This window comes from Kitasatospora sp. NPDC036755, assembly GCF_040636595.1.
Classification (GTDB): Bacteria; Actinomycetota; Actinomycetes; order Streptomycetales; family Streptomycetaceae; genus Kitasatospora.
Genome location: NZ_JBEZUT010000450.1, coordinates 1 through 5,460 on the forward strand (window position 1 = coordinate 1; position 5,460 = coordinate 5,460).

Genomic DNA, 5,460 nt, shown 5'->3' on the forward strand with positions numbered 1-5,460 from the left:
CGGGCGGGCACCCGCGCGCCCCACCGCCGCAGCGGGGCCAGCGCCACCGCCGCGGCCACCGCGCACAACGGGACCGCGATCACGTCGATCACCAGCAGCGGCGTGCTGCTCCACACCGACCGCCCGTCCGGCAGGCCCAGCCGCCCGTCCGCCAGCCAGTACAGGTGCACCAGCGCGAAGGCCACCGCCCACCCCGCCGCCGCGTACCCGGCCCCCCGCACCACCCGGTTCCAGCCCGTGTCCCGTGTCGTCTCCATGCCGTCCACGGTCCCGCGCCGCCCCGCCCCGCCGGATCGTCCCGCGGGCGGCACCCCCTCCCCCGCCAGGGGGAACCGGGGCCCGCCTCAGGGACCAGTCCCGCGGGGCGGCAGCCCGTCGGCCGGTTCGGCGGGGACCTGGTTGTCGAACGACGAAGCCCCCGTAGCGAATTCGCTACGGGGGCTTCCCGGTTGTGGCCAGGGCCGGGGTCGAACCGGCGACCTTCCGCTTTTCAGGCCGGATCAAGGCCCTCGACTGCCTAGGTCTGGCCGGCTGCAGAGTCCGCTGTCGTGCTGGGCCGTCCGCCCTTGTGCGCTGCTGTTGGCGTACGGGTTGGAGTACGCCTTCGGCGCGGCCGCAGGCCCCTAGAGGAGAGGCCTGCGGCTTCATATCGCCAGTTTCACCGCTTGTCTCAGCGGCTTCGTCAGGCGGAGGCCCGCTTGAGACGGGTGCACAGCACCGCGACCGGCGGCAGGAGCATCATTGCCGCGAGGCCGAACCCGCACCCCCACGGCATGCCTGCAGCCTGGCAGACCTTGATCAGTTCGATCGACCCGATCACAGGCACAGCCGTAAGGCCGAGGTGGGTCAGCGCGGAGATCATCTCCTTGGTGTTGCCCGCAGGCACCCGCATCCGTCCCTTGATGTCCGGGGACAGCGAGATCTCCACCGAGGCATCGGGACTGGCCATCTCCGAGGTGTCCCAGTCCACCGGGAGGCGTGAGAACTCGACTTCGGCCAGCTTCGACGGGAACTCGGAGGTTTCCACCGCGCCGTTCTTTTCGATCATGAGCTAGAGCTTTCTCCCGGGGCCGGACCGAACCCGCGAGTGCGGCTCCGACAAGGTCTGACCATCCGGGTGCAGGGCTCCAGATCGGCGACAGGGTAGCGGTGCCGTTATGGCGCGCTCCCCTTTGTGTCGACGTCTGGAAACCACGCAAATGCCGTCGAAACCACAGGCATTACAAACTCCCTCTCGGCGGGGGCCGTGTTCTGGTCGATCTAGGTATCAGCCCTGATCGACCAGAGCCGGCTTGGCGGGCTGAGCCGACCTAGCCATAGGTCGACGGGAGAACTGTAGCGAAGTTCGCCCCAGATGTGCACCAGAAGTGCACCAGGTGCGCACCAGGCGGTATGGTGTCAGCGTTCTGCTGACGTGGAGGGGGAGCAATCGATCAAGAGAGAGGGAGAGGCCTTGTGAGTGACACCGGCCAAGGGCGCCCTGCGGGCAGTGAGCGGCTTAGCGTCACCTTGATCAGTTCGGCGGTGCAGGCCATCGCCAGGTTGATGAACATCTACGGACTGTCCAAGACGGATGCCATCAATCGGTCCGTTCAGGTCTACGCGTTCCTCGCAGAGGAGATGGCCTCGGGTAAAGAGGTGCTGCTGCGGGATGCGGAAGGCAACGTAGAGCGAGTCCGGATTGTCTAATGCCGGGGCGGGGGCAGCGAAGATGCTGGCCCCACTCCGGCATGAGTCCGCAGTGGTGTTGTGCCGTTTGCGGCGTCGCTACCCGAATCTCAGGTCAAGGCGTCCGCGATGAGCGTCATTGAGTCCACGATCACCACGGCGCCGGCAGCAGTCAGCTTGGTGTCTTTGCCTGGCTTGTTGGCATAGCCGATCGTGGCGATGCCGGCCGCTTCTCCAGCCTCGACATCGCGAGCCGCGTCGCCGATGAAGATGCAGCGCTCCGGCCTGGTGCCCGCGGCTTCCATGGCGTCGAGGAGCAGGCGCGGGTTCGGCTTCATGGAGGAGGGGTCGCCCGGGGCACGTCCGAAGACGCCCGCCACGTAGCCACTAAGACCGTGCTCGGTGAGGTAGGTCTCGATGGCCGCACCCGCGTTGTTGCTGACCACCGAGACCAGCCGACCGGACCGGGCGCAGGCCCGCAGAACCGATTCGCCGCCTGGGGTCGGGCGACCCTTCCGAACCGCCTCGGTCTCCAGTGCGGTCAGCGCGGCGTCCGTGCTCTCCGTCAGTTCTGGCTGGGCGTCTGAGACTAGCCGAAGCAGGGCGAGGGGATCGCTCTCCCCTTCGGCCCCAGCCGGGGCCTGCTCGCCGCCAGCGAGCAGGCCCTCGCGGAGCCGACGCGCGACCTCCGGGGCGGGAAGGCAGGCGAAGACCGAGCACACCGGGCCGTCGAAGTCGAGGAGCACGTGCCTCACCGGCTGGAGCACGTCGGCTAGCTGCTGAGGGGGAGTGGTCATGGCTGCCGCTCGTAGGAGATCGTGCTCCACACGCTGTCGAACCACATCTGGGCCTGCTGGACGTACTGCGATCCGAGCGAGGCGTCATCCGGGCCAGCAGCGTGGTGGAACAGGGTGGTGTCCTTGCCTGTGGCGTCGTAGAACGTGTGGTCCGCGCCGTCCACCGCGATGGTCCGCTCGCGCAGCGGATAGAAGCCGAAGAAGGCTTCCGACCGGTTCAGGATGTACAGCTTGAACAGGCTGGACGCCCGGTGCACCCTGACCTGGACGCTGGCCGACTGGACCAGCCCCAGCTCTGCCAACACCTCGACCGAGTGGGCGATGCCCCCGGCGTTGGCCAGCGCGATGTTCCGGGCCCGCTCGCGAAGCGCCACTTCGTCCTTGAGGCCGTCGACCAGCACGGGGACGGCCATCGGCTGCGTGGTGTCCGGCAGCAGCAGGCGCACGGTGATGGACTCTGGGGTGAGCCGACCGGAGCGGACCTTGTCCAGCGGCTCTTGCAGTGCGTTGTGCAGCGTCTCGCTGGAGAAGCCGGCGAAGTCCAGAGTCACCTGCGGCTGCTCGAAGGCCGCTTCGAGGTGGGGCCGGAGTCCGACCGGCCGAGAGGTGCGCTCGCGGACGAACGAGCCGCCCGACCTCCGCCACACCTGCGTGACCCTGCTGCTCGACCTGGGTGTTCCGCCTCACATTGTCCGGCAGATCGCTGGCCACAGCGACATCGGCGTGACGATGAAGGTCTACGCCCACGCCTCCCTGGACGAGCAGCGGAAGGCCCTCGGGTCGCTGAGTGACAGGCTCGGCTGAGCCGTTGGCGTGCCGGTTGGCGTACGGGACACGAAAACGGCCCCGGAGAGTGATCTCTCCGGGGCCGTTTTGCCTTTTCAGGCGGCTGTGGCCAGGGCCGGGGTCGAACCGGCGACCTTCCGCTTTTCAGGCGGACGCTCGTACCAACTGAGCTACCTGGCCGTACTGCACCGTCTCTTGCGAGACGAGCGATCCCGACGGGACTTGAACCCGCGACCTCCACCTTGACAGGGTGGCGAGCTAACCAACTGCTCCACGGGACCTAGAAGTGGCGAACCACTCAGGGTCTTGCGGTCTTGCGCACTGCACTTTACTACGGTACTGCGTGCCCCCAACGGGATTCGAACCCGTGCTACCGCCTTGAAAGGGCGGCGTCCTGGGCCACTAGACGATGAGGGCTTGTGGCCTGTTCCCGGCGTTCGGGGACGTCGAGAAGCATATGGGATGCAGGGCGGATCGCCAAAACGGGTTTCGGCCGGGTGGGGGTGGGGGTGGGCCGGACCGGTGCCGGGGGTCAGGACCAGCCGAGCTTGTCGAGTTCGTGGTCGTCGAAGCCGAAGTGGTGGGCGACCTCGTGGATGACGGTGGTGCGGACCTCCTCGACCACCTGTTCGCGGGTGTCGCAGTGGCGCAGGGTGGGGCCGCGGTAGATCAGGATGCGGTCGGGCAGGACGCCCGCGTACCACTCGCCGCGCTCGGTGAGCGGGGTGCCCTCGTAGAGGCCGAGGAGTTCGGGGTCGCTCGGGTCGGGTTCGTCCTCGACGAAGATCGCGACGTTGTCCATCATGGCCGCGAGCTGCGGGGGGATCTGGTCGAGGGCGTCGCTGACCAGCGTCTCGAACTCTTCCCGGGTCATCTCCACCGGATCATTGTCCGGTGTCGGATGACGGTGTGCCAGGTGGCGACGGCCGGTGTTTGATGGGGCTATGACGACCTCGGAGGGCGCCGTGGACGACGCCGTGGGCGACGCGCCGGACGGCACCGCGGCGGCGGCAGCCGCCGCCGGCCCCGTCCGGAACCGCCCGCCGGTGCTGCGCGGGCAGGGGCGGGCGGTGGCGGTGGTCGCGGCGGGCGGGGCGATCGGGGCCTCCGCGCGGTACGCGGCCGGGCTCGGCTGGCAGACCGGGCCGACGGCCTTCCCGTGGACGACGCTGCTGGTCAACGTGGTGGGCTGCGCGGTGATCGGGGTGTTCCTGGTGGTGATCACCGAAGGGCGGCAGGCGCATCCGCTGGTGCGGCCGTTCTTCGGCACCGGCGTGCTGGGCGGCTTCACCACCTTCTCGACGTACGCGGTGGACATCCGCCGCCTGCTGGAGGGCGGCCGCCCCGGGCCCGCCCTGGCGTACCTCGGGCTGACGCTGGTGGGCGCGCTGTTCGCGGTGTGGGCGGCGGCCGGACTGACCCGGCGTCTGGTCCACCGGGCCGTCCGCCGCGGGGCCGGGCGGGGAACGGCCGGGTCGGCCGGGGGCGCGCGGTGAGCCGGCTGAGCGGGCCGGCGCTGCGGCTGACCGTGCTGGTCGGGGAGAGCGACCGGTGGCACCACCGCCCGCTGTACAGCGAGATCGTGCACCGGGCCCGGGAGGCCGGGCTGGCGGGCGCGAGCGTGTTCCGGGGGATCGAGGGGTTCGGGGCGTCGTCGCTGGTGCACACCACGCGGCTGCTGTCGCTGAGCGAGGACCTGCCGGTGGCGGTGGTGATCGTGGACGAGGAGGAGCGGGTGCGGGCGTTCCTGCCGCGGCTGGACGGGCTGGTGGCGGAGGGGCTGGTGCTGCTGGACCGCTGCGAGGTCGTGACCTACGCGGGCCGGGGCGCCGGGGAGGCGGCGGAGTGAACTGGCTGCTGGTGGTGGCGGGCGCGGTGGTCGGCGCGCCGCTGCGGTACCTGACCGACCGGGCGGTGCAGTCCCGGCACGACTCGGTGTTCCCGTGGGGGACGTTCACGGTGAACGTGGCCGGCTGCCTGGTCCTCGGGCTGGTGACCGGCGCGGTGGCGGCGGGCGCGGCCTCCTCGAAGGTCCAGCTGCTGGTGGGGACCGGGCTCTGCGGGGCGTTGACCACCTACTCGACCTTCTCGTACGAGAGCCTGCGGCTGGCCGACCGGTCTTCGCCTGGCTGTGGCTCTGGCTGTCCCGCCGGGACAAGGAGCCGAACACCATCGTGAAGTTCTCGATCGGCCTGCTCCTGGTCGGCGT

At 69.8% G+C, this 5,460-nt stretch carries 9 protein-coding genes, 4 tRNA genes and 1 pseudogene; 5 read left to right on the top strand and 9 right to left on the bottom strand.

Features of this window, described 5'->3' with window-relative positions:
- The 3 genes and pseudogenes from AB0E96_RS37665 to AB0E96_RS37675 form a co-directional block, all read right to left on the bottom strand.
- Positions 1-257 (bottom strand): annotated as a pseudogene (locus tag AB0E96_RS37665) (hypothetical protein); the annotation flags it as partial.
- 195 nt (positions 258-452) lie between these two features.
- A tRNA-Phe gene (locus tag AB0E96_RS37670) sits at positions 453-529 on the bottom strand.
- 153 nt (positions 530-682) lie between these two features.
- On the bottom strand, positions 683-1,048 hold the full coding sequence (locus AB0E96_RS37675; RefSeq protein ID WP_359830825.1) for a hypothetical protein: 366 nt from the start codon (positions 1,046-1,048) through the stop codon (positions 683-685).
- Positions 1,049-1,455: 407 nt separating this feature from the next.
- Between AB0E96_RS37675 and AB0E96_RS37680 the strand changes: the two genes are divergently transcribed.
- Positions 1,456-1,689, top strand: coding sequence for a hypothetical protein (locus tag AB0E96_RS37680; protein ID WP_359830828.1), 234 nt, complete (start codon positions 1,456-1,458; stop codon positions 1,687-1,689).
- 89 nt (positions 1,690-1,778) lie between these two features.
- Here the strand turns inward: AB0E96_RS37680 and AB0E96_RS37685 are convergent, their stop codons facing one another.
- A complete protein-coding gene (locus tag AB0E96_RS37685) occupies positions 1,779-2,414 on the bottom strand; it encodes an HAD-IA family hydrolase (protein WP_359830831.1) in 636 nt (211 codons plus the stop codon).
- A 47-nt stretch (positions 2,415-2,461) separates the two neighbouring features.
- Positions 2,462-3,016 carry a hypothetical protein gene (locus AB0E96_RS37690; RefSeq protein ID WP_359830834.1) on the bottom strand — a complete coding sequence of 185 codons (555 nt, stop codon included), beginning with the start codon at positions 3,014-3,016 and terminating at the stop codon, positions 2,462-2,464.
- A 55-nt stretch (positions 3,017-3,071) separates the two neighbouring features.
- On the opposite strand from AB0E96_RS37690, the gene AB0E96_RS37695 reads away from it, so the two are divergent.
- Positions 3,072-3,269 (top strand): tyrosine-type recombinase/integrase, encoded by a 198-nt coding sequence (locus tag AB0E96_RS37695; protein WP_359830837.1) that lies wholly within the window; start codon positions 3,072-3,074, stop codon positions 3,267-3,269.
- Positions 3,270-3,357: 88 nt separating this feature from the next.
- Here the strand turns inward: AB0E96_RS37695 and AB0E96_RS37700 are convergent.
- The 4 genes from AB0E96_RS37700 to AB0E96_RS37715 form a co-directional block, all read right to left on the bottom strand.
- A tRNA-Phe gene (locus tag AB0E96_RS37700) sits at positions 3,358-3,431 on the bottom strand.
- 27 nt (positions 3,432-3,458) lie between these two features.
- Positions 3,459-3,532: transfer RNA gene (locus tag AB0E96_RS37705), tRNA-Asp, on the bottom strand.
- Positions 3,533-3,595: 63 nt separating this feature from the next.
- A tRNA-Glu gene (locus tag AB0E96_RS37710) sits at positions 3,596-3,668 on the bottom strand.
- A gap of 115 nt (positions 3,669-3,783) precedes the next feature.
- Positions 3,784-4,125, bottom strand: coding sequence for a metallopeptidase family protein (locus tag AB0E96_RS37715; protein ID WP_359830840.1), 342 nt, complete (start codon positions 4,123-4,125; stop codon positions 3,784-3,786).
- Positions 4,126-4,195: 70 nt separating this feature from the next.
- On the opposite strand from AB0E96_RS37715, the gene crcB (AB0E96_RS37720) reads away from it, so the two are divergent.
- The 3 genes from crcB (AB0E96_RS37720) to crcB (AB0E96_RS37730) are packed head-to-tail and all read left to right on the top strand — an operon-like array spanning position 4,196 to position 5,429.
- Positions 4,196-4,747, top strand: a complete 552-nt coding sequence (gene crcB, locus AB0E96_RS37720) for a fluoride efflux transporter CrcB (RefSeq protein ID WP_359830844.1) — start codon at positions 4,196-4,198, stop codon at positions 4,745-4,747.
- Positions 4,744-5,100, top strand: coding sequence for a DUF190 domain-containing protein (locus AB0E96_RS37725; protein WP_359830846.1), 357 nt, complete (start codon positions 4,744-4,746; stop codon positions 5,098-5,100). The genes crcB (AB0E96_RS37720) and AB0E96_RS37725 overlap by 4 nt, the downstream gene beginning before the upstream one ends.
- Positions 5,097-5,429, top strand: a complete 333-nt coding sequence (gene crcB / locus AB0E96_RS37730) for a fluoride efflux transporter CrcB (protein ID WP_359830849.1) — start codon at positions 5,097-5,099, stop codon at positions 5,427-5,429. Before AB0E96_RS37725 ends, crcB (AB0E96_RS37730) begins: the two co-directional genes overlap by 4 nt.
- The last annotated feature ends 31 nt before the right edge of the window (positions 5,430-5,460 follow it).

Excerpts from the sequence above, each read along its gene's own strand:
- AB0E96_RS37675 (WP_359830825.1), bottom strand. The coding sequence starts at position 1,048 with ATGATCGAAAAGAACGGCGCGGTGGAAACCTCCGAGTTCCCGTCGAAG.
- AB0E96_RS37715 (WP_359830840.1), bottom strand. The coding sequence starts at position 4,125 with ATGACCCGGGAAGAGTTCGAGACGCTGGTCAGCGACGCCCTCGACCAG.
- crcB (WP_359830844.1), top strand. The coding sequence starts at position 4,196 with ATGACGACCTCGGAGGGCGCCGTGGACGACGCCGTGGGCGACGCGCCG.